Source organism: Desulfotomaculum defluvii (genome assembly GCF_054657375.1).
In genome coordinates this window covers 759,116-779,496 of the sequence record NZ_BAAHYV010000007.1, presented here as the reverse complement: position 1 = coordinate 779,496, position 20,381 = coordinate 759,116, and the positions used below count along the sequence as shown (strand labels likewise).

Annotated in this window: 19 protein-coding genes; 1 reads left to right on the top strand and 18 read right to left on the bottom strand. The window is 40.3% G+C overall.

From position 1 onward, the window contains the following. Position 1 precedes the first annotated feature (1 nt). The 7 genes from ACYQ03_RS10905 to ACYQ03_RS10875 all read right to left on the bottom strand — a co-directional run bounded on the left by ACYQ03_RS10905 (position 2) and on the right by ACYQ03_RS10875 (position 7,254). On the bottom strand, positions 2–1,117 hold the full coding sequence (locus ACYQ03_RS10905) for a YeiH family protein (RefSeq protein ID WP_459909966.1): 1,116 nt from the start codon (positions 1,115–1,117) through the stop codon (positions 2–4). A 237-nt stretch (positions 1,118–1,354) separates the two neighbouring features. Beyond that, entirely contained in the window at positions 1,355–2,281 is a 927-nt protein-coding gene (gene mdh, locus ACYQ03_RS10900) for a malate dehydrogenase (protein ID WP_459909965.1), read from the bottom strand. 241 nt (positions 2,282–2,522) lie between these two features. After that, positions 2,523–3,269: a succinate dehydrogenase iron-sulfur subunit gene (sdhB, locus tag ACYQ03_RS10895; protein ID WP_459909964.1), complete on the bottom strand. Its 747-nt coding sequence runs from the start codon at positions 3,267–3,269 to the stop codon at positions 2,523–2,525. Then, complete coding sequence (gene sdhA / locus ACYQ03_RS10890) at positions 3,266–5,023, bottom strand: succinate dehydrogenase flavoprotein subunit (protein ID WP_459909963.1); 1,758 nt, start codon at positions 5,021–5,023, stop codon at positions 3,266–3,268. The genes sdhB and sdhA overlap by 4 nt, the downstream gene beginning before the upstream one ends. Positions 5,024–5,039: 16 nt before the next feature. Continuing rightward, on the bottom strand, positions 5,040–5,654 hold the full coding sequence (locus ACYQ03_RS10885; RefSeq protein WP_459909962.1) for a succinate dehydrogenase cytochrome b558 subunit: 615 nt from the start codon (positions 5,652–5,654) through the stop codon (positions 5,040–5,042). A gap of 154 nt (positions 5,655–5,808) precedes the next feature. Next, positions 5,809–6,363, bottom strand: coding sequence for a Fe-S-containing hydro-lyase (locus tag ACYQ03_RS10880; protein ID WP_459909961.1), 555 nt, complete (start codon positions 6,361–6,363; stop codon positions 5,809–5,811). Between the two features lie 12 nt (positions 6,364–6,375). Next, positions 6,376–7,254: a fumarate hydratase gene (locus tag ACYQ03_RS10875; protein WP_459910802.1), complete on the bottom strand. Its 879-nt coding sequence runs from the start codon at positions 7,252–7,254 to the stop codon at positions 6,376–6,378. Positions 7,255–7,470: 216 nt separating this feature from the next. Here ACYQ03_RS10875 and lexA point away from each other — a divergent pair, with 216 nt between their 5' ends. After that, positions 7,471–8,109, top strand: coding sequence for a transcriptional repressor LexA (gene lexA / locus ACYQ03_RS10870; protein WP_459909960.1), 639 nt, complete (start codon positions 7,471–7,473; stop codon positions 8,107–8,109). A gap of 38 nt (positions 8,110–8,147) precedes the next feature. On the opposite strand, the gene ACYQ03_RS10865 is transcribed toward lexA, so the two are convergent. The 11 genes from ACYQ03_RS10865 to ACYQ03_RS10815 all read right to left on the bottom strand — a co-directional run bounded on the left by ACYQ03_RS10865 (position 8,148) and on the right by ACYQ03_RS10815 (position 20,273). Next, on the bottom strand, positions 8,148–8,552 hold the full coding sequence (locus ACYQ03_RS10865; RefSeq protein WP_459909959.1) for a MerR family transcriptional regulator: 405 nt from the start codon (positions 8,550–8,552) through the stop codon (positions 8,148–8,150). A 179-nt stretch (positions 8,553–8,731) separates the two neighbouring features. Beyond that, complete coding sequence (locus tag ACYQ03_RS10860) at positions 8,732–9,052, bottom strand: DUF4387 domain-containing protein (RefSeq protein WP_459909958.1); 321 nt, start codon at positions 9,050–9,052, stop codon at positions 8,732–8,734. Then, positions 9,052–10,419 carry an acyclic terpene utilization AtuA family protein gene (locus tag ACYQ03_RS10855; RefSeq protein WP_459909957.1) on the bottom strand — a complete coding sequence of 456 codons (1,368 nt, stop codon included), beginning with the start codon at positions 10,417–10,419 and terminating at the stop codon, positions 9,052–9,054. The genes ACYQ03_RS10860 and ACYQ03_RS10855 overlap by 1 nt, the downstream gene beginning before the upstream one ends. 409 nt (positions 10,420–10,828) lie before the next feature. Further along, a complete protein-coding gene (locus tag ACYQ03_RS10850; RefSeq protein ID WP_459909956.1) occupies positions 10,829–12,070 on the bottom strand; it encodes a methionine gamma-lyase family protein in 1,242 nt (413 codons plus the stop codon). Between the two features lie 39 nt (positions 12,071–12,109). Then, positions 12,110–13,060, bottom strand: a complete 951-nt coding sequence (locus ACYQ03_RS10845; RefSeq protein WP_459909955.1) for an AAA family ATPase — start codon at positions 13,058–13,060, stop codon at positions 12,110–12,112. A 224-nt stretch (positions 13,061–13,284) separates the two neighbouring features. Next, the gene (gene hfq, locus ACYQ03_RS10840; RefSeq protein ID WP_459909954.1) at positions 13,285–13,524 is read right to left on the bottom strand and encodes an RNA chaperone Hfq; all 240 of its coding nucleotides are present in this window, start codon (positions 13,522–13,524) and stop codon (positions 13,285–13,287) included. Positions 13,525–13,578: 54 nt separating this feature from the next. Next, positions 13,579–14,526 (bottom strand): tRNA (adenosine(37)-N6)-dimethylallyltransferase MiaA, encoded by a 948-nt coding sequence (miaA, locus tag ACYQ03_RS10835; RefSeq protein ID WP_459910801.1) that lies wholly within the window; start codon positions 14,524–14,526, stop codon positions 13,579–13,581. Between the two features lies 1 nt (position 14,527). Continuing rightward, positions 14,528–15,322, bottom strand: coding sequence for a class I SAM-dependent methyltransferase (locus tag ACYQ03_RS10830; protein WP_459909953.1), 795 nt, complete (start codon positions 15,320–15,322; stop codon positions 14,528–14,530). After that, positions 15,319–17,229 carry a DNA mismatch repair endonuclease MutL gene (gene mutL / locus ACYQ03_RS10825; protein ID WP_459909952.1) on the bottom strand — a complete coding sequence of 637 codons (1,911 nt, stop codon included), beginning with the start codon at positions 17,227–17,229 and terminating at the stop codon, positions 15,319–15,321. The genes ACYQ03_RS10830 and mutL overlap by 4 nt, the downstream gene beginning before the upstream one ends. 10 nt (positions 17,230–17,239) lie before the next feature. Then, positions 17,240–18,595 carry a histone deacetylase family protein gene (locus tag ACYQ03_RS10820; protein WP_459909951.1) on the bottom strand — a complete coding sequence of 452 codons (1,356 nt, stop codon included), beginning with the start codon at positions 18,593–18,595 and terminating at the stop codon, positions 17,240–17,242. Then, the gene (locus ACYQ03_RS10815) at positions 18,588–20,273 is read right to left on the bottom strand and encodes a hydantoinase/oxoprolinase family protein (protein WP_459909950.1); all 1,686 of its coding nucleotides are present in this window, start codon (positions 20,271–20,273) and stop codon (positions 18,588–18,590) included. Before ACYQ03_RS10815 ends, ACYQ03_RS10820 begins: the two co-directional genes overlap by 8 nt. Positions 20,274–20,381: the final 108 nt, after the last annotated feature.

Here is a 20,381-nt window from a genome sequence, read left to right as displayed (position 1 = left end):
ACTAAGGTTTTTCCGGGATTAATAAAAGAACAACAATAAGTGCTAGCAATGCTTTTATTACCGCAGCTATTGATCCCACAATTAATGGCTTACCCCCTGCTTTCCTGAGTTCTGGGAAAGATATTTGCATGCCTAACCCAGTAATACCAATGGCAAAAAACCAGTTATATAATTTTCGTATAGTTATTAGCTCAGGAGATGGTGGTGAAACCTGTCCTAACAGACCAAAGGAAGTTATAAAAACCATGATCAAAAAACCCAGCACAAAAAGGGGAAATTTACTCCACAATCCTGTGTGAATGGTTATGTGTTCATCAAATAATTTTGCTGAGCGACTGTTCATAACTGCTAAAGCAAGTACTACAAAGGGTAAAAATATAACACGGGCCAAATTGTATATTTCTCCGGTCTTCAAACTGACGGATGCATGGTTAGCAGTTCCTGGATCAAAGATCAAACACACTGCCAAAACCTGTCCAGAACTTAGTATACCTGTACCTGACCATACACCAAATTGATGGGCACTTAAATTGAGTATTTTTCCAATCACAGGGAATAAAATGATTGAAATTACACCAAAACTAAGAATTGTTGCAATTGAAAATACAACATCTGTTGTCTTAGCTCTCACTGCAGGAGCTGTGGCCACAATGGCTGATACGCCGCAAACAGAAGTACCCGCAGCTAATACCGCAGCAGAAGCAGAATCCATATTAGCTTTCTTTCCTAACCACAAAGTAATGGTTAGGGTTAGAATTACAAAGGAAAGAATCAAAAATATTGCAGTTGCGCCTAAATTAACAACATCTTTAAAACTATAGAGAGAACCCAGCAAAATAACCCCAACTTTTATGAACATACGTGATGTTGTTACGCCTGCCAATAACCAATTGGGTAATTTAAATAGATTTGCAATTAGAATACCAAATAAAATACATAAAAAAATATAATTCAGAGGCAAAACTTTAATTATATTATAGTTGATATTTTTTATGTATGCTTCCAAACCTGGCCACGGAATACCTAGGTCCTCCCCACCCATGGTAAACATAGCAATTGCAAACATAAACAGTATACCTGGGATTGTTTTAATAATTTCGGAGGTTTTGTTCGACATAGTGTGACCTCTCCTATGATTCTTTCATATATTGACATATTACGACTCTAAATTCATTATAGCAGTTATCGAGGCCAATATAAAAGAAAAAACTTGGCTTACGCCATATCTTATAGTTCACAAGAGACTTGGCGTAAGCCTTAGTATTTTCTTTTATTCTATTAATATAATTTTTATACTTTCTGAATGAGTAAATAAAAACGTTAGGAGGTTCTAACGTTTTTATTACCATTAATATTATTTTAGTTTATTAATATTCATTCTTACCGAATTAATTGATTTTTTGAGGGCAGCTAGTTCGTCGTTATTTAGATCCAATTCAATGACCTTTTCTACGCCGTTTCCGCCAATGATAGCGGGAACTCCAGAAAAGATATCATTCTCACCATATTCCCCTTGTAAGTAAGCTGAAACTGGTAAGATACGTTTCTTATCTTTCAGAATGCACTCAGCCATTTGCATAACGGAAGCACTGGGTGCATAGTAGGCACTTCCCGTCTTCAAATAGTTAACTATTTCAGCACCGCCCTTTCTGGCACGTTCCACCATAGATTCTAAACGATCCGCTGGAATCAGCTTCTCCACTGGTATACCTCCAGCATAGGTGTAACGAACCATCGGAACCATATCATCTCCATGACCACCTAAAACAAAGGAGGTTACATCTTCAAAGGAAATATTTAACTCCCTAGCTATAAAGGTACGGAAACGAGCGGAATCAAGCACCCCTGATAAACCAAATACTCTATTGGGTGTAAATCCACTGGCTTTATAAGCAATATAGGTACTTACATCCACAGGATTTGTAACCACTATTATGTAGGCATTGGGAGAGTATTTAACTATTTCCTCTGTAACATTACGCACAATTCCTGCGTTGATATTTAATAGATCATCCCTACTCATACCAGGTTTACGGGCCATTCCCGCAGTAATAACCACAACATCAGAATCAGCGGTATCAGCATAATCATTGGTACCAATAATTATACTATCGTATCCTTCTACCGGAGCTGCTTCCATCAGGTCTAAAGCTTTTCCTTGAGGTATTCCTTCGGCCACGTCAATCAAGACAATGTCACCAAGTTCCTTTGCAGCAGCCCAGTGAGCACAGGTTGCTCCTACATTACCAGCACCTACAACAGTAATTTTTTTTCTTCTCATTTTAATCCTCCTGTACTAATCTGTGATTAGTTATTTATAATATGTCTTTAGCTGTTATACATCAGCTATACAGGCCTTGAGCCATGGGCCATGGGCTTTTTGTGCATGTTAATCTTAAAGTTCTTAAGCTCATGGCCCACGGCACATGGCCTTCTTATTTTCATCAGAGGTTTATGACTGATGCCATGGAATAAAGTAATCGGAGATATAAGTAGGTATTCAATAGGTAAATATCCTTATTTTACCTATTTAGCCATCTTTTTATACCGTATACAATGGTATCTCTGTTTAACTGCGCAATATTTTTGGTCAATGGTATTTGTTTGGGACATACTTTTACACAATTTTGGGAATTACCACAATCGGTAACTCCACCCTCTCCCATAACTGCATCCAACCTTTCTTCTCGATTCATAAATCCTGTTGGATGGGAGTTGAATAGTATAGTCTGTGCCAGTGGAGCTGGTCCCATAAATTTTGATTTTTCATTTACATTAGGGCAGGCTTCCATGCAGCAGCCACAGGTCATACATCGTGATATTGGATAAGATTCCTCCTGAATCTTCTGGGCCATGCGTGGCCCCGGCCCAAGGTTGTGTGTTCCATCAATGGGAATCCATGCCTTAACCTTCTTTAGATTTTCAAACATAATAGAACGATCAACCATTAAGTCACGGACAATGGGGAATTTGCTTAAAGGTTCCAGCACAATAGGTTGTTGAAGCTGATCAACCAATGCCGAACAAGCTTGCCGTGCCTTTCCATTGATCACCATGGTACAGGCACCACAAACCTCCTCCAGACAATTACATTCCCAAATTACCGGTGTAGTTGGTTCCCCTTTAGCATTGACAGGTTTTTTTTGAATCTCCATCAAAAGAGAAATAACATTCATTTTTTCCTTATAAGGAATAATAAATTCTTCCCAATAGCATTGGTGGTTTGCATCAAGCTGACGCTTAATCTTTAAAGATACCTGCTTACTCATTTATTCACCGCCGTCTTATCAATATCATATCTGCGTGGTCTAGGTTTAATCAGCGAAGTATCAATTTCTTGATAGCTCAGCTGTGGACCATCGGCAGTGAACTTGGCCATAGTAGTTTTTAACCAATTTTCATCATCACGGTCAGGATATTCCGGTTTATAATGGGCTCCTCTACTTTCATTACGAGCGAGGGCACCAAGGGTAATCACCCGAGACAATTGTAACATGTGCCATAGATGGCGGGTAAAAACCAGTTCTTGATTGGCCCACCTACTCTGATCAGAAAGTCCAATTTTATACCATCTCTGGATTAATTCTTGAATTTTAGCTTCTGTCTCTTGTAGCTTTTTGTTATAGCGTACCACTGTAACGTTTTCTGTCATCCATTTACCTAATTCAGCATGAAGCTTGTAAACATTCTCATTGCCATCTGCTTTATAAATTTTCTCCGTTAAGGAATAGTGATTTTTCACCTGGTTCTCAAATATTTTGGGGGCGATATCCTGAGAAGATTTTTTTTGCGAATGGATATATTGAACAGCATTTGGCCCAGCGATCATCCCCCCATATATGGCGGATAATAGAGAGTTTGCTCCCAGTCGATTGGCACCATGATATTGATATTCACATTCGCCACAAGCAAACAACCCAGCAATATTCGTCATCTGATTATAGTCCACCCATAAGCCACCCATGGAGTAATGAACTGCAGGGAAGATTCTCATGGGGACCTTTCTTGGATCATCCCCCACGAAACGTTCATAAATCTCCAGTATGCCAGCCAACTTTTTATCAAGTATATTACGGTCAATATGGGAAACATCAAGATAGACCATATTTTGGCCTTCAATACCAAGTTTTAACTCGTAGCACACTTTATAAATTGCCCTGGTTGCGATATCCCTGGGAACTAAATTACCATAGGCCGGATACCATTCTTCTAGGAAATACCATGGCTTCCCATCTTTTATAGTCCAAACTCTACCACCTTCACCCCGAGCTGACTCACTCATTAATCTGAGTTTATCATCACCGGGAATAGCCGTGGGGTGTATCTGAATCATTTCACCATTAGCATAATATACCCCCTGTTGATAAACAGCACTGGCTGCAGAACCTGTATTAATGGTGGAGTTTGTACTTTTACCAAAAACCATACCACATCCACCAGTGGCAAAAACCACTGCGTCACTGGGAAAAGAATGAATTTCCATGGTTTTAAGGTCCTGAGCCACAATACCCCGGCAAATATTATCATCATCCAGTACGATAGATAAAAAATCCCAACCTTCATATTTTTCAACAAAACCAGCTACTTCCCAGCGACGAACTTGCTCGTCCAGGGCATATAATAGTTGCTGACCGGTGGTGGCACCGGCGAAGGCTGTTCTGTGATGTTTACTGCCGCCGAAACGCCTGAAATCTAGTAAGCCTTCGGAGGTTCGATTAAACATAACTCCCATACGATCCATTAGGTTAATTATTGACGGTGCAGCCTCACACATATCTTTGACTTGAGTTTGGTTGGCAAGGAAATCGCCACCGTAAATAGTATCGTCAAAGTGTATCCAAGGGGAATCTCCCTCCCCCTTGGTATTAACAGCACCATTAATACCTCCCTGGGCACATACCGAATGGGATCTTTTTACCGGAACTAACGAAAACAATTGAACCTTAACTCCCATTTCAGCGGCCTTTATAGTTGCCATTAAACCGGCCAAGCCACCACCAACGATAATAAGATTATTCTGCATCATTAATCCTCCAGGCTTATTGGCTAAAGGCCCATATTTCCACTAGGCCAACAAAAGAAGTTAATAAAAACAGGAGCATACATAATTTCCAAGTAAAGGTCTGGGCCTGCTCTCCCACAACAATCCCCCAACTGACAGTAAAATTCCATAGACCGTTAGCAAAATGAAAGGTTGTAGCAAACAAGCCAATAATATAAAAGATAAACCAAAGGGGATCAGCCAACTGATTTTGTATAGTATTAAAATTTATCTCCAAACCATACAAAGAGTGAGCCACCCGCAGTTGCCATACATGAATGACAACAAATAATAAAGTTATCACAGCAGTCACCCTTTGCAAATAAAACATCCAATTTCTGAGATAGGAATAACGCAATAGATTATTTTTAGCTATGTATACAATGTAGAGTCCATAAATCCCATGAATTATAAGGGGTAAAGCAATGATTAAGATTTCTATTAGGTTTAAATAAGGAATGTTTTGTAAAAATAGTACTGCGGCATTAAACTTGTCTGGGCTAATGATTGCCAGTGAATTGGTTATCAAGTGTTCCAAAAGAAAAATGCTAATGGGAAACAGCCCTAAAAATGAATGGAGTTTACGAATAAAGAAATGATTTGTGGTACTCATCTAGGACTCAACACCCTCCGTGAAAATTGTTCCAAGGAAAATTATATCATAATAAGCAGAAATGACTAATGAAACAGCTACATTATCATGTATACAAATTGCTTTTAAAACAATTAGCCTCTAAAAATAAAAAATTACGTTAGAGTAAATGAGTTTACTCTAACGTATATAACTTTTTCCCTTCTTGATATAGATCTCCACCCAAAATATCATTTACAACAATGGCAGGAAAATCTTTTACTACCAATCTATGAATAGCTTCTGGTCCCAAATCAGGATATGCTACTACCTTTGCTTCTTGAATACTCCTTGCAATAAGTGCAGCAGCTCCTCCAATGGCCCCAAAATAAACTGCACCGTATTCTTGCATGGCCTTGATTACATTTTCTGACCTAGCTCCTTTTCCTATCATTCCCTTAAGACCTTGTTCAATTAATAATGGTGTATAAGCATCCATCCGACCAGAGGTGGTAGGCCCCGCAGATCCAATCACCTTACCCGGAGGTGCCGGAGAAGGGCCAACATAGTATATAATCTGCCCCTTTAAATCAATGGGCAGCTCTTTTCCTTGATCCAATAATTCTACTAATCTTTTATGGGCTGCATCCCGTCCAGTGTAAATAACACCACTTATAAGAACTTGTTGTCCTATACGAAGGGCCCTTACTGCCTCATCTGAAAGTGGAGTTGTTAAGCAAACTCGTGTCACAGGTAATCCTCCCTATATAATCACAGATTTATGTCTGGCGGCATGGCAGTTAATATTCACTGCAACAGGCAGGCTTGCAATATGACATGCAAAAATTTCTATATGAACTGCCAAAGCAGTGGTTCTACCCCCTAACCCAGAAGGGCCAATACCTAATTTATTAATTTTCTCAAGTAAATCTTTTTCCAGTTCCGCAATATCGGGAAGTGGATGCGGCTTACCAACTGGTCTTAACAAAGCCTCTTTGGCTAACTGGGCACACTTTTCCATTGTACCGCCAATGCCCACCCCAATAATCAATGGCGGACAAGGGTTTGGACCAGCAGTCTGAATGGTATCTAAAATAAATTTCTTTACTCCTTCAACACCTTCTGCTGGTTTCAACATCTTTAATGTACTCATATTTTCACTGCCACCACCCTTAGGTGCAACAGTTAATTTGATTTTATCTCCTGGTACAATGCTTGTATGTATTACAGCAGGTGTATTATCACCGGTATTTACTCTTTCCAGTGGGTGTCCCACCATTGATTTTCTTAAGTACCCTTCTGCGTAACCCTTACGAACTCCTTCATTAATGGCATCATATAAATTGCCTTTGGCAATATGTACCTCTTGACCTAATTCAACAAATACCACTGCAACTCCGGTATCCTGACACATTGGTATTGATTCAGAAGCGGCTATTCCTGCATTTTCCACCAACATATTAAGAATTTCTTTACCACTTTGCGAAACTTCAGCAGCACAGGAACGTTTAAAAGAATTTACAACATCATCTTCCAGTTTAAAGTTGGCCTCCTGACACAAACGGGCAACCTCAGCTATGATTGCGTCACAGTCTATGGTTCTAATGGTCCAAACCTCCCTATTAAATATATTTAAACTCATTGCAATATGAATGCTATATAACCTTGTTTCTTGAGAATATCCTGCCATTAATCTTGCACATATTACATTGCTATTACTCCTATTCGCTTTTTACCAAGAAAAACCTCTTTATTATTTCCTTGGATCGAACAAATGTTTTTATCTTGCTCTGAAATATGATATAATATACCAAATATTGTTTAATGATTTTTTGACTGTGAAAGGTTGTGGACTCTTGTGTTAAATACTAGAGAAGCAGAAGTCTTAAGAGTTATCATAGAAAATGTTAAACAAAAGGGTTATCCACCATCAGTTAGAGAAATTGGGGAAATTGTTGGTCTTTCATCTAGTTCTACCGTTCATTCTTATTTAAAGAGATTAGAGCAAAAAGGTTATTTGAAAAGAGATCCTACCAAACCCAGAGCCATCGAAATAATAAACACTGAGGTAGTTGAAACGAACTCTACTTCATCCTCAAAACAGACAGTTAGCCAATTTGATGAAATGCTAAACATTCCTATGCTGGGTGAAGTAGCCGCTGGTAATCCCCTGCTAGCAGTTGAAAATTATGATGAGAAGGTTACTCTGCCCAGGAGTTTTACCGGTTACGGAGATTTTTTCATGCTCACCGTTCGGGGTGACAGTATGATAGAAGCAGGAATTTTGCCTGGAGACCTGGTCCTAGTAAGAAGACAAGAATCAGTCAATAACGGTGAAATAGTAGTTGCTTTAATAGAAGACGAAGCCACAGTGAAAAGATTTTTTAAAGAGAAAAATTGTATAAGACTCCAACCTGAAAACAGCCTTTTGTCACCAATTTATGTGCGGGAAGTTAAAATACTTGGCAAGGTGGTTGGATTAATGAGAAAAATATAAAGGTCGCTAAGCGACCTTTATATTTTACATCAACTTTGCTAGTTTGCTTGACAATCCTTATTGTAGTGTGGACACATACCGCAGTGGTCTGCCTTATCCTCAATCACATAACAATAAGTACCTTGCTCTTTCCAACAGGGCTTATTAAGATTTACATTTTCGCCCTTTGGTTGACTACCACCCGCGCAATGCTTGGTGTCCCAGCAGGGATACATACTAATAATCTGTAGTACACCTGCAATATTCAAGCCCTTTTCATTAATAAGATAATGAATAAATTGTAACCTCTTTACATCGTTATTACTGTATAATCGTTGTTTATTTCGACGGGCAGGTTCAACTAATTTGTGTTTTTCCCAAATGCGTAGGGTTTCTGGATGCACCTTTAAAAGTTCGGCAATAACGCCTATGTTAAACATAGGCTGATCATCGTTGCAAAACAAGGGCTTATCTCCTCCCAATTTAAATTCTTGTATTTTATATTTATTATATAGTCTATAAACCCAATTTGTAAATTTGCTAAATTACTGTAAAATATAAGTTATTTCTGATTTTCTAATTGTTTTGGGACAAACCTCGAATTTATGTATATTTTGCCGAAATTGGTATGACCAATTATGTTTTAAGTTTCCAGTTCTAAATCTAATAAAGGAGCATGCTGTTGGGCACCGTATACATCGGTTTCTCCTAAGGCTCCAGAGGGGTATGGCCTAACTATGGTAGCTTTTATTGCATAAGCAGGACAAAATTCGACAATCCCTATGACATCAGTCTCAGGAATACCATATAATTTAGCAATGGTGGTATTATTAATTATCTTCGCACGACACGCTGCTTCAAAGGACTTCTGATCCTTAAATATAACATCTAAGGTTAACTCATAGGGGCCAGAATTTTTGCTCCTAATGACCGAGGCCAATTCAGTTAATTTAACCTTTGGCATTACCTTCCCTCCCCTGCATTAATTATTTCTGATGGAAACAATGCAACGGGATCATCAACCTGCAATAAATGATATATATTAAAGTTATAAACAGCCCCAGCCTTAAAGTCCGAAGGGGAATAGGGAAAGGCTAAGTTGCCAGCCGTAGCCACACGACCCGGATAGCCGTAGTGAAGCATGGTGGACCGAGCAAAACTGCAGATGGTATTGGCAATATCTTGGGTTTCTGCCACTGCCTCGATAATAATGCCAAGTTCATGGGTAATTACTGACCTCTGGGGTTCTAGATTACCCATTACTCCATTCTTGCCATATATGTTGAAATGTAAGAAATATTCAAAACCGTTACGTTTAAAATTGTCTTTTACCCGTTCCCTCACTGCCTCTACAATATGATCTATCTGTCCAATCATAATGGGATCACGGCATCCAGCTATGGATACTGTACGAAATCCTACTCGTTTAGCCCCTTCTAGTTTAATTGTATAATTTTCACTGGGGACAAATTTACTTCCGGATACCCTCACAGCCCTTTCATTTTCTTGTGTAAAGGTTGTTTCACTGAGGTCCAATATCCCTCCTGGTCCTGGTAAGATATAGGGATTTGTTTTTTCATAAAGTGTATGGGCAGCTACCGAAGTCGTTGTACAGCAACGGTTAGGATTTAATGGTTCTACAATGAAACAATCTTCCTTTAAGGTTCCTAACAAACAATCGCTACCGCTACCGGGAGAGGCTGCTATTGCGCCACACTCTAAAATTTTACCCATATGTATGGCCAAACCTTTATCAAATCCCTCCATCAAGGCAGAGGCACTAAATACCGCAGGGTCATAGGAACGGCCGGCCAGAACAACCTTAGCTCCCCTTTTTAACACTGCCATTACTGCTTCGGGACCCATCTGACCGACAACTCTTTCAGTGGCAGTTATCTCATCTTCTGTAAGTTCTGGTGCAGGATGTAAGGGGGAAATTCTGTTATCCCTAAAGGCCTTTAAAATATAGTCTTTGTGGAGCTCTGCATGGATAACACCTAACGGAAAGCTCCAGCTTCTTTCCTGGGCTAACTCTAAAATTATATCCATATTCCACTGCAGATGTGCTTCTGCTCCACATCCTCCTGCGGTACCAATTACAACAGGAATATCTCTAGCCAACCCTGCTTCTATCATCAACTCTAAATCTCGTTTTACTGCAGCTCGGTCAGTAAAGGATACACCAGCACCCAAATAGTATGGCCCAGGGTCCGTAGAACCTGCATCAACGGCAATTAAATGCGGGTTACGATCCAATCCGGCTCTAAAAGATTCCTCGGGAAAACCGTATCCAAGAATGGCAGTCGGGGATAATACCCTATACTCTCTCAATTGGAATCCCTCCATATAAAATTAAGGTAAGACCACTCTCTCACCTTTATTATATACCCATCATCCAGTTATTTCATTAATACCCTTGGAACATGCAGGTAAATTTCGACACATAAAATAACCAGTACATTTACCAAGTTTCATATTAACCCTCTATGACCCTTGGTCAAAAACCATTATAAACCATGTGTATAGGATATTGCATCAGCGAGGGGTGCTATCGTTATCCCGCGCTCGTCCTTGAGCGTGCCCCCCGATGATTTCACCCTCCACTCGTCAAGAGTTATTAACGGCGCTCCGCCAAAGTCGCTCAGGGGGATAACGATAGCACTTACTAATTCCTGGAGGATAGTTTCCAAATAAACCCATGCCCATGGCTTTTTCCAAACTGACGGCTGATGGCTGATGGCTATTTCACTTGTAATACATTCTTAGCAGCGTTTATTACACCAATACGGACATACTCCTTTGATAATCCGCCCTGAAGATAAACCGCATAGGGTTTCCTCAAAGGAGCATCTGCGGTCAATTCCAATGATGCCCCCTGGATAAAGGTTCCCGCTGCCATGATTACATCATCTTCGTAACCAGGCATATAATCTGGTTCCGGTAAAGCATGAGCATCCACTGGGGAAGCTGCTTGAATCCCCTTACAAAAAGCCACTAACCTCTCTGGCGTCTCCAGTGCAATGGCTTGAATGATGTCTGATCTTGGTTCATCAAAGGTAGGTGATACTTTAAATCCTAATCTTTCAAATAATCTAGAGGCAAATACTGCTCCCTTTAGGGCTTCGGCAACAATGTGCGGAGCCAGAAAAATGCCTTGAAATAAAAGTCTTTGATGATCAAGGGATGGTCCTACCTCAGCCCCAATTCCCGGTGCTGTCCATCTGTGAGAAGCCGCTTCAACTAAGTCCTTTCTTCCCACAATATAACCACCAGTGGGAGCTAACCCTCCACCTGGATTTTTCATTAGAGAACCTGCACTTAAATCTGCTCCTACAGCTGTTGGCTCCAAGGTTTCTACTAACTCCCCATAACAATTATCTACAAAAACGCAAACATGGGGTGCCAGCTTTTTGATATAGCCAATTAGTTTTTCAAGCTCTTGCATGGTTAAAGAGGGTCGCCAAGCGTAGCCCCTAGACCTTTGCACAAGAACTACCTTCGTATTAGGTTTTAGGGCTTTTTTTATTTCATCCCAAGCTAGCATTCCCTCGGGAGTCAATTCCACTTGTTGATAAGATATACCGAAATCTTTTAAGGAACCAGAGGCATTTCCCCTCTTGCCAATGATTTCCTCTAAAGTATCATAGGGTGCTCCCTGTATGGCTAACAATTCATCCCCCGGCCTAAGTATTCCAAACAAAGCGATGGCTATGGCATGGGTTCCAGAAACAATTTGTCCTCTAACCAATGCTGCTTCAGCTCCAAAAACGTGGGCATATATTTGTTCTAAAGCCTCCCGTCCAGCATCATTATAACCATAGCCAGTGGTGCCCCGCAAATGATAATCAGAAGTTCTGGCCAGGTGAAACCCCTCCAGAATTCTTTGATGATTAATCATAGCCATTGATTCAATATCCCTGTAGACCGATTGTACCTCTAGTTCTACTTCATTTGCTAGTTTGTCTAACATGTTTAGCTGCATTATTCCTCCATTATGTAAAAGATTTAGACCCTGAAGGTATTATATTTCCTCCAGGGCCTGTGTCAAGTCTTCTTTCTGGATAGTCATTAGATCCTGTCGCGAAATATTTTTTTTATTTACTAAGCGAACTGCTTGCATGCGCATAGCGCGTTCAATTAAATTTCGTACCAGACGAGCGTTTCCGCTGTGTTGATGCTTTTTAGTCTGCTGTTCTATGATTTTAGATAATTCATCTTCGGCTAGGGATGCCAGTAAATATTGCCTTTGTTTTAACATGAGGTTAGCAATATTCATTAAATCTTCTATGGAGTAATCTGGAAAAGTAATATGAATAGGAAAACGAGACCGCAGTCCCGGATTGGTTTCCAAAAAGTAATTCATTTCATCTTGATAACCAGCTAGGATAATAATTAAATTGTCCTTATTATTTTCCATACTGGTAACCATGGAGTCAATAGCTTCCTTACCGAAGTCCTTCTCGCCACCCCTGGCTAAAGAATAAGCCTCATCAATAAAAAGAATACCGCCTATGGCTTTTTTTATCTGATCACGGGTTTTAGCTGCTGTATGTCCAATGTACTCTCCAACTAAATCTGCCCGCTCTACCTCAATTAAATGTCCCTTAGGCAAAACTCCCATTTCTTTGAACAGCCTTCCTATAATTCTGGCCACCGTAGTTTTCCCTGTGCCAGGATTCCCTTTAAAGATCATATGTAAAACCATAGGTTCAAATAATAACTTTTCCTTTTGTCTAAGCCTTTGTATTTCAACAAAGGCTTGTATTTCCCTAACCAGTTTTTTTACACTTTTAAGACCTATTAATTGATCTAACTCACCTAAAATCTCTTGGGTGGCTTTACGATTTATTTCCTCAGGACTTTGGTTTTTCCCTTGTTGGACCGGTTGTTTCGGAGACGAAGGTTTTTTTATTACCCCCGGCTTTGGCAGTTCTGGCCTTGGTGGGTTCTGCCACATTCTTATTCTAACCATGGGAGTCACCTCCGGGCAAATATAACACATGTAACATTATACGCTCGGAGGATCTAATAGTGACCTAATTTAAAATAGTCTTTGTCGTCAGCCTTCTGCTTTAGGGGCCAGCTATATTTCGTTCACTTGTGATGGTAGGTCATGGTGTGTTAGTGGAAAAAATAGCTGATTCCTGCCTGAAAACAAAAACCCCTCCATCAGGAGGGGCATAAAAGGGCCTGATTTTAAGCTTTATTTTCCGAAAAGGAAGTATTTACCGGTCGAAGTGGACTAATGGTTGAGATAGCATGTTTGTATACCATTAATTGCTTACCGTCACTTTCTAAAATTACAGTGAAATTATCAAAACCCCTAACCATCCCTTTTAATTGAAATCCGTTAATAAGGAAAATGGTTACAGGTATATTTTCCTTTCTCACTTGATTTAAAAAGGCATCTTGTAAATTTATTTGGGGTTTAGTCATGAGGGTTCCCTCCATATGGTAAATATTTTCTAATTTATGTTTTTTTATTTCTTTCTACGTAGTTAATAAATCTCCTGCCATTTGTTTCACAATTTCCTTTGCAATGGCTTTTTTATTTTCAAAGCATTCTATGTTTACCCAATGAATCCTTTTGTCTGCTCGAAACCATGTGAGTTGACGCTTAGCAAAACGCCTAGTGTTACGCTTAAGAATTTCTGTTGCCTCTTGCAAGGAATATTCTCCCTTTAGATAACCGATAATTTCCTTATAACCTAGTCCTTGAAGTGCAGTACCCCATGTTTCATACTGTTGCATCAGATTTTTCACTTCATCTATTAAACCTTTTTGCAACATTATGTCTACACGTTGTTCAATCCTTTTATATAGTAATTGCCGATCCATGGTTAGTCCAAACATCTTTAAGTTATATTTCGGCTTGTCTACCTTATTAATGTACTGGTATTCGGAAATTGTTTTACCGGTTTGATAGTACACTTCCAAAGCCCTGATAACCCTTCTTAAATCATTGGGATGTAGACGCAAAGCAGATTCTGGATCTACCTCAGAAAGCTTCCGGTGCATAGCCTCTGGCCCTACCCTTTCTGCTTTGAGTTTAAGTTCTTCCCTCAAATGATTTTCCTTTGATGGTGGGGTAAAATCATAATGATCAATTACAGACCGAACATACAAACCAGTTCCACCCACCAGTATAGGTAGATTGCCAACATTAGTAATTTCATTAATAAGTTCCTCTACCTCACTTTGATACATGGCCACACTGAATTCTTCATCTGGGTCTACAATATCAATCATATGGTGAGGTATTCCTTGCATTTCATCTAATGTAGGTTTAGCAGTGCCTATATTCATTTGCCGATAAACTAACATGGAATCAGCAGATATAACTTCACCTTTTATCATTTTAGCTAGCTCTATAGCAACATCTGTTTTACCCGAAGCAGTAGGACCAACAATAGCTATTAAGGACTTTAATGGCTCTATTTTAAACACCATCCTTTTGAATAATGCCATAGGCCACTGGGGAATATTTCCCCCCTTGTACGCTGTGAAAGTTCAATCGTTGGAATTCTTGACTTTCACTGCTTTCTTTCATGACCACCCTCTTTCTGGCCACCCGAATTGCCTCGTCAATAGCTTCACTGGTTAGTGGATCGCTATTGGCGAAAAGTCTCAATGGAGCCATTGAACTAGATTTTATTTTAGGCACTCTGAACATAGGGTCAAAGTATACCACATCAAAGGAGTTACTAGGAAGCTTGTGAAGGTAATTAAGGTGATGATCATTAATCACTTTAATACGACGCATAGCATTTATCATCTCTGACCCTTCCCCAGTGTAGGTACACAGACCTCGGCCGACAATTTCCACCACAGGCCTTGAATCTTCTATCCCTACCACGCCACCTCGGTTACCTACCACATAACTGGCTACCAAAGCATCAGCAGCCAGACCCAAGGTACAATCTAACAATGTATCACCCTCATGGAGATCCATCGCTTTAATCATTTGGTCAGTTTTCCCAGCCTCAATTTCCTTTATGCGTAGTTTGGCGAATCCTGGATGAAAAAAAAGCTCTTTACCATCAACAACTAGGGATAATCGTTGCAGACTCACCAGTAAAATTGCAGTGGCACCGCTCATTTCTAAAAGAGCCGGAATTGAATATCTCTTTCTTGGATAGTAGGCTAAATTTAGCTCTTGACTTAATTGCAAGGCCTTTTCTTCCAGTTGATTACTTTTTCTTACGGCTGTGGTAATAATAATGGAACCATTCATCGCTTGAACCTTTTTTTCAGCTCCTCTTGGCTAATTTGGATTAATGTTGGTCTACCATGGGGGCAGGTATAGGGTTTTTGACATAGGGTTAATGACTCGAGCAGTGCCCTAGTTTCTATAGCATCAAAATGTTTTCCAGCTTTAACTGCATCTCGACAGGCCATAGAGGCTGCCAGTTGATCGGTAAACTTGGTTTTATCAATTTTTTGTGTAAAACTCTCTTGTAATCTTGCTAGTAAATCTAAAAAAATATCCTTTGGTTCGGACATAGCATTAGTAGGTACACCCCTCAATAAAAAAGTATCTCCGCCAAAATGTTCCAAAATAAAACCAATTTCACTTAGCTCAATTATATGCTGAATAATCAACCGAGCTTCATGATGAGGAATTTCTAGGGTAATGGGTTCAAGCAGCAATTGTGCCTCTACATTAGAACTTAACACATTAAGATACTTCTCATAAAGAACACGCTCATGGGCCGCGTGTTGATCAATGATATATAAACCCCCTGTACCATAGGCCAATAGATAGGTGGGTGGTATCTGTCCAACTGGCGTCAAAGAGGGAAAATCTGATCTTACTCTTGTTTGGTAATCATTATTGTTTTCTTCTAGACGTTGTTCAGTCTCTGGTGTAAGGGGCTCTTTTTGGGAATAGTATTTCTGTTCAGTTGGTAATATGCTTGTTTCTACCAAAGGGGTAGAATTTTTACTTACTGTATTTAGCTGAGGTTGCCCTTGGTCATATTTGGGAGCGGCTGTTATTACTAACTGCTCTTGGGTTGTCTTGGTTGGATGAACATCCTCTGCTTTTTCAGGGACTTCTTTATTATCTGATGCTTCCTTAGTCAAGGGATATGCCCCTGCTTGCTGAGAGTCATTTCTGCCGGGCATTATTTCCCACAACCCCGTGATTGCCTCAGAGACATTTAAGGAATCACTAAGAGCTTCCATTAATTCTTCTTCAATTTCCTTTTCTCTAGCCATACGTACTTCCATTTTGGTTGGGTGTACATTTACATCCACCTGGTTAGGGTCAATATCTATATGTAGAATGGCAATGGGAAACCTGCCTGGAGGAATTAAGGTATCAAAGGACCTTTGCAATATAGTCGAGAGAAACCCACTACGGATATAACGGCCGTTTAAGAAGAAATTTTGATAATGCCGTGAAGCTCTAGTTAAAACTGGTTTAGATATTAAACCAGTTAATTTAAGAAGCTTTCCTTGGTAGTTTACCTCCAACATACTCCTAACGTTATCTAACCCATATATGACACCCACAGTATCCTTTAGGAAACCAGTTCCAGGACTAAAGAAGAGCATCTTCCTGCCGCTGAACAGTTCAAAACGAACATCTGGTCGAGCCATGGCAAGTCTTGTTATCAAATCACTGACCTGACTGGTCTCAGCATTCACAGATTTTAGAAATTTTCTTCTGGCCGGCGTATTATAAAAAATCTCCTTGACTTCAATGGTTGTTCCTATGGGGCAACCCACAGGGACCACACTTTGTATATGGCCCCCTTCGATTTGAATAGTTGTACCAGCAAGATCATTTTCTATCCTAGTTGTCAGGGTTACCTTAGCCACGGCAGCTATACTGGGTAATGCTTCTCCTCTGAAGCCCAAGGTCATGATACTATTGAGGTCTTCTGCAGCTTTTATTTTACTAGTAGCATGACGTTGAAAGCAAAGTTTGGCATCTTCACAGGACATACCAACACCATTATCCACTACCTTTATACCGTTCATACCCCCTTGGGACAGTTCCACAATTATTCTGCTGGCACCAGCATCAAGGCCATTTTCAACTAATTCCTTGACAACAGAAACAGGACGTTCTACCACTTCACCTGCGGCAATTTTGTTTGCTATGGATTCATCCAAAAGGATAATCTTTGCCAAGTTGTCACTCCTAACCCTGAGAACGAACTTCTCTATCTTTCTCTCGATGATAAATCATAAAGGTATCAGTGAATTTATCCTGCAGGTAAATATAATTGAAATGCTTTTCCTTCTTCGCCCTTTCATATTCCTCCCAGGCCTCTTTTTGACATATTTTGCATGCCTGGAAGGGTATAGTTATGGCATAAATCCGATAATGCTTGCCATTGGGATGATATGCTTGTGAATCATAACTCATAAAACCAGGGCACTGATCACACAGATGAACACTTTCGATTTGTTTTTCTTCTATATGATGTGTGTCATAATAAATAGGTTTAGTTGTTTGGTAAATTTTTGCGCCCTTGGTGAAGGTATACTTATCGAATTTGTTTCGATTTGACCATATATTTTGTAATTCTCCTACAATCCGATGAACTTCAGATGTTATTTTCGGATTTTCTTTAAATTGATCCAGATTATATTCTGGCTCAATCACAGAAGTATAGTCCTTCCCAGCCAAGGCTAATAATATTGCCAGATTAACATAGGGTAGAGCTGTCTCAATGGCGTAGCCACCTTCCAGTACAGCCAGATTTGGTTTTAATTTTTCTGTTAATCTAGCATAACCCTGGGCAGTAATCTTCATTTGCCCTAGGGGATCAGTAAAGTGATTGTCCTGGCCAGCTGAGTTAACAATAAAATCAGGCTGAAAGTCCTTTAGAATAGGTAGGATAAGATTGTCCACCACATAATGCAAGCTTGAGTCTGTAACACCCGGCGGTAATGGAATATTAATGGTTGAACAATAAGCTCCAGGACCTCCTAGTTCGTAGGTAAAACCAGTTCCAGGATATATGGTTCGTCCATCCTGGTGGAAAGAAATAAACAGTACATCAGGATCATGATAAAAGATATCCTGGGTACCATCTCCATGGTGAACATCTGTATCCACAATGGCAATCTTTTTAACCCCATAGGTTTTCCTAATATACTCTATCAACACAGCTTCGTTATTAATATTACAAAAGCCACGATTCCCATGCACTACCCGCATGGCATGGTGACCTGGGGGACGAACCAAGGCAAAACCATTTTTAATTTCCTTACTCATTATTTTATCACCCAGAAGCAGAGCAGCCCCAGCTGCAATACGATGGGAGTCCAATACTTGATCCTCAACGCCTGGTACACAAAAATGTACCCGGGAAATGTCATGCGGTGAAGCCAAGCGCGGGGAATATTCTTCTATCTCCGGGAGATCCAAAATACCTTCTTCAAACATTTGATCCCTGGTATAAAGGAGTCTCTCCTCCCGCTCAGGGTGAGTTGGAGAAATTGCCCAGTCAAAGGCTGGGAAAAAAATAATGCCTGTTTTTTTACTCATTTTTCAACACCCCCTCAGAATCGATATGGGATAAGATTCCCCTGGGTGTTTGGGCGGAAATATGATATAGCTTGCCTGTGGTATGCCAACCACGCACCATATTGAAAACATCCTGATTAATTATTTCTATTTTGTCCGTGTATTCAAGCAAATTCATTTTCTCAGCCCGTTGGATGATCCAACTCTTTGCCAATTCCACTGCTGAAATTTCATCAAGCTTACCAGTTAATTTACCCTGATAACCCTCTTCTTCTACAACAAAGCTCTGTCTCTCTGTATCCGCAATAAGATTAACGCTAATTGTAGGCTTGGAAACTGCTGCTCCAATGGCATTTGCCACGGGTGCAAAGGGAGGCAGGATCGGCAGACAATCTAATTTGGCAGCAATTTGTGGCACAAATCCAGCCGCTCCACCCCCAACACCTACTACATTGCGGGGTCGAAACCTTTGTTTCTGCAATACTTCCCACACCCGATAGGCTGGTTCCTGTTCCCATTGCAGAAACATGCGTTCTATAGCATTAACTATATTTTGAACAACAATATCTATGATGTTTTGGGCTACTTCTCTGGCACTTAGTCCCAAGGGTAGCCCAAGGTTATGCATGGCCTCATGGGCTCTGGCTTGGTCACCTATTTCAGATATACCCATTACACGTAAAGCATCCGTTGGCGTAGGTAACGGACCACCTAAACAATAGGCCTGACCAACCCTTTCTGAATATATTACAAAATCTTTTCCTACCCTTTCCACCACACTGTCTCCGCCTAGGGGAACCGAGTGTACAGCCAGTGCCCTGACCTGGGTAAATTGATTGCCAATCTTAACTCCCTTTGAAGCTAACAAAGGAGTACCAGACAAAATTAATGCTAAATCTGTGGTGGTTCCTCCAATATCGACAACCAAAGAAGTTTCACCAGGAGGTGTTAGGGCTTGGACCCCAAGGGTACTGGCAGCTGGCCCTGAAAAAATTGTCTCCACTGGAACCTCTTCGGAAGTAGTAAGAGGTAAGGTGCCTCCGTCTGCCTTTAGTATAAAGACCGGTGCCTGTATGTCTCTACGTGCCAGTGCATCCCTCACAGCATTAGCAAAATAACGGTATTTGTCACGGGTAGCACAGGATAAAACAGTATTGGCAACACGGCGGGGAAAATTTAATTTTCCCCCAGCTCTATGACCCATTTCTACTTGCCAGTCTGGATGGTGTTTTGTTATATAGTCAGTTATCTTTTTCTCATGGCTATTATTTCTGGTAGAAAATTTACCCACCACAGCAACTTTGTTATATCCTTTATTCTCCAACCATTGCAGTGCTTGCTCAATTTCAGCATTCTGCAGCGCAGTGATTTCACGTCCCCGGTAATCCACCGCTCCCTTTAAACTGAACACATTATCCTGTTCCCTAAGTTCTGAAAAAGTCCGTCCTGGCCCAGGCATAATAATTACTCCAACTGGGTCATATTTCTTTTCTACAATCAAATTTGTAACAATGGTGGTACTAAAGACGACCCTTTTGATCCTATGACTTGGAATTCCCCTGAGGAGCTTATCTAACGCATCTCCTAAGGATATTAATAAGTCATCCTGTGTTTCTACCTTAGCGGTCGCACGAACAGCACCGCCATCCAGTAGAACGGCATCAGTACATGTGCCACCTACATCTATGCCGATTAACATGACGGGGCCTCCTAACATTTTTTATTCTGATGTTATCCACCCAGTATACAATTGACCTTCTGGAATAGACCATCAATTCAGTTTATCATAATTTATCTAATTCTTGCA